General features: G+C 66.2%; 3 protein-coding genes. 1 reads left to right on the top strand and 2 read right to left on the bottom strand.

What is annotated here, in order from left to right; all coding sequences use genetic code 11:
- Window positions 1-157: 157 nt before the first annotated feature.
- On the top strand, window positions 158-466 hold the full coding sequence (locus AB7U92_RS25315; protein ID WP_428583341.1) for a helix-turn-helix domain-containing protein: 309 nt from the start codon (window positions 158-160) through the stop codon (window positions 464-466).
- 119 nt (window positions 467-585) lie between these two features.
- Here the strand turns inward: AB7U92_RS25315 and AB7U92_RS25320 are convergent, their stop codons facing one another.
- The gene (locus AB7U92_RS25320) at window positions 586-1359 is read right to left on the bottom strand and encodes an MBL fold metallo-hydrolase (protein WP_428583343.1); all 774 of its coding nucleotides are present in this window, start codon (window positions 1357-1359) and stop codon (window positions 586-588) included.
- Window positions 1360-1495: 136 nt separating this feature from the next.
- Complete coding sequence (locus tag AB7U92_RS25325) at window positions 1496-2695, bottom strand: IS256 family transposase (protein WP_428583345.1); 1200 nt, start codon at window positions 2693-2695, stop codon at window positions 1496-1498.
- Window positions 2696-2795 lie beyond the last annotated feature (100 nt).

Raw genomic sequence — 2795 nt, forward strand, 5'->3', positions numbered from 1 at the left:
GCACCTGATGCGCGAACGGCACGGCGCGGTGGCCACAAACCGCGTCGCCAGGCGCCTGGTCGTGACACCGCATCGCGATGGCGGCCAGGCGCAGTTCATCGAGCAGCCATTGCCGCGCGGGGCCGGTGACCATCGCCTCGCGCACCTCATCGCCGCAGTGCGCGAACGGCTCGACGAATCGCACAGCGTCGACAGCCTGGCCGCTGCGGCCTGCATGAGCCGGCGCAGTTTCACCCGGCACTTCAAGGCGCTGACCGGCACCACCGTCCACGCCTGGCTGCTGTCCGAGCGGCTCGCGCTCGCCCAGGCCTTCCTCGAATCCACCGACTGGCCGGTCGAACGGATTGCCGCGGCGGCCGGTTTCGGCGGCGTGGCCGCGCTGCGAGAACGCTTTCGCGCCGTCTACGGGATCGCGCCGAGCGCCTGGCGCGGCCGCTTTCGCGCGCGGGCGACGGAACCGGTTTGAGCGTACTTCCCCGGGAACGCGGTGTCGCCGCCGCACGAATCGGGGCACGGCACTGCGCGGGGTGCGTGCCGACCAGCGCGTGAAATGAACCGCTGTCGCGTCCGGCCGGCGCGGCAGGCTCAGAACGTGTAGCGCTCACCGTCCTCGGGGACCAGCACGCGGTCGGTCATGCCCTCGTCGTCGAGGAAACGACGCAGGGCCGCGCGCGACAGGGTGCCGGGATTCACGGCGTCCATGTGGCTGGCGATGAGGGTGGCGCCCGGCGCTGCGCGGTAGACCTCGCGCACGTCTTCCGTGCCCATGATGATGGGTTCGTCGGGCAGCACGCGGGCATCCGCGCTGTTTAGGATGATGACGTCCGGTTGGTAGTTCGCGAGCGTCTCGGCGACGCCTTCGTACCACACGGTGTCGCCTGCGAGATAGAGGGTCTTCTCGTCGGGATGACGGAAGACGACGCCGCAGACATCGCCCAGGATCTGGCCATAGAGTCCCTCCAGTAAGGCGCCGCGGCCGTGCTGTCCCGGTGTCTTGCTCAGGGTGATGCCGGCGAAATCGGTCGCCCCGTCGAGCACGCGCGTGTTGCGGAAGCCGGCGAGCTGGATCTGCCACTCGTCGTACGGTGTTTGTGCGAAGACGAGCAGGTCCTTGGGAATGCGCTTGCGCGCCGTCTCGTCCCAGTGATCGGGGTGGGTGTGGGTGACGATGACGGCATCGACGTCGATGACCTCCTCGATCGCGCAGGGCAGGTCGACCAGCGGGTTGTCGAGGTGGCTGTTGACGGTGGCGGGATAGCCGGGCTGGGCGCCTTTCGGATCGAGCATCGGGTCGATGAGGAAGCGCTTGCCGGCGTACTCGATGTTCAAGGTGGCGCTGCGAATCTGTCTGAACTGCATGTGACTCTCCCGGGGTCGATGGCTGGAGGAGCAGTGCTGCCGGTCGCGTCGTGAACCGGGCGACCGCGACGGCGCGCGGTTGTGTCCGTCAAGTTGTGCAAAAGTGTGGTCATGGCCGAGGTCAGGGTGATGGGACTCAAGCGGCCTGCCGCAAGAGCTCCTTTTTCTGCTCTTTGAGCAAATCCATGTTCAGGTAGCGGTGGTCTTCCAACCAGGTCTCGTGGACCTCGGCACACAGCGCGCGTACCAGGCGCAGGCAGCTCGCCGGGTTGGGGAAGATGCGCACCACCCGGGTCCGGCGGCGGATTTCCTCGTTCAGCCGCTCGAGCATGTTGGTGCTCTTCAGATGCTTGTGGTGCTGACGCGGCAGCCGGTAGAAGGTCAGCGTCTCGCCGATGTTGGCTTCGACCCAATCGGTTAGCCGCGGATAACGCTTCTCCCAGCGTTTCAGCCACGCCGCGAGGTCGCCCTGGGCCTCTTTCAGGTTGCGCCGGTCGTACAGCCAGCGCAGCTCCTGCAGGCAGTCGTCGTCGGCCTTGCGCGGCAGGTAGTCCAGCGCGTTCCTCAGGAAGTGCACGTAGCAGCGCTGCCACGCCGCCTGCGGCAGCAACTCGGCGATGGCCTTGCGTAAGCCCGCATGGTCGTCGGAGGCCACGAACTCAACCCCGTTCAAGCCCCGCGCCTGCAACCCCGCCACAAACTCCTTCCAACTCGAACCCGATTCACGGTTCGCCAGCTCCACCCCCAGGATTTGCCGCCGGCCGTCCTCGTTGATGCCAATCGCTATCAGCACTGCCTGCGACTGGATCACCCCGTCCAACCGAACCTTCTCGTAGCGAGCGTCCAAAATCAGGTACGGATAAGCCTCCGCCAGACGGCGCTCGGCGAAGCGCGTCAACGCCTCGTCCAGGCCCTTGTTGATCTCGCTGATGGTGCTCGCCGAGAAGCTGTGGCCACACAGCTCTTCGGTGATGGCCTGGGTCTTGCGCGTCGACACGCCTTGCACGTACATCTCCGCCAGGGCAGCCACCAGTGCCTTCTCCGAGCGCTGGTAGCGCTCGAACAGCTCCGTCGAGAACCGTCCGTCACGGTCCCGCGGCACCCGCAGCTCCAGTTTCCCCACGCGCGTTACCAGGCTCCGGCTGTAGTACCCAGAGCGGTACCCGAGCCGCTCGGACGTCCGCTCGCCCGGGCCGGCTCCCACGGCCGCCGTCATCTCTGCCTCCAGCACTTCCTGCAACGATTCCTTCAACAGCGTCTTGAACAGGTCTCGGTTGCCCGACAGCAACTCTTCGACAACGGGACGCTTCGCGTTACGCTTCTTCTCGGTGGTCATGGCGCTCTCCTCTGAGAGTAGGTCGACTTGCACAATCAACCTCTTGCCATGACCACCCCTCCGCTCTCAAGCGGTTGTGCACATAAATCCGGACACTACC

The organism is Piscinibacter sp. (assembly GCF_050175855.1).
Taxonomy (GTDB): Bacteria; Pseudomonadota; Gammaproteobacteria; order Burkholderiales; family Burkholderiaceae_C; genus Piscinibacter.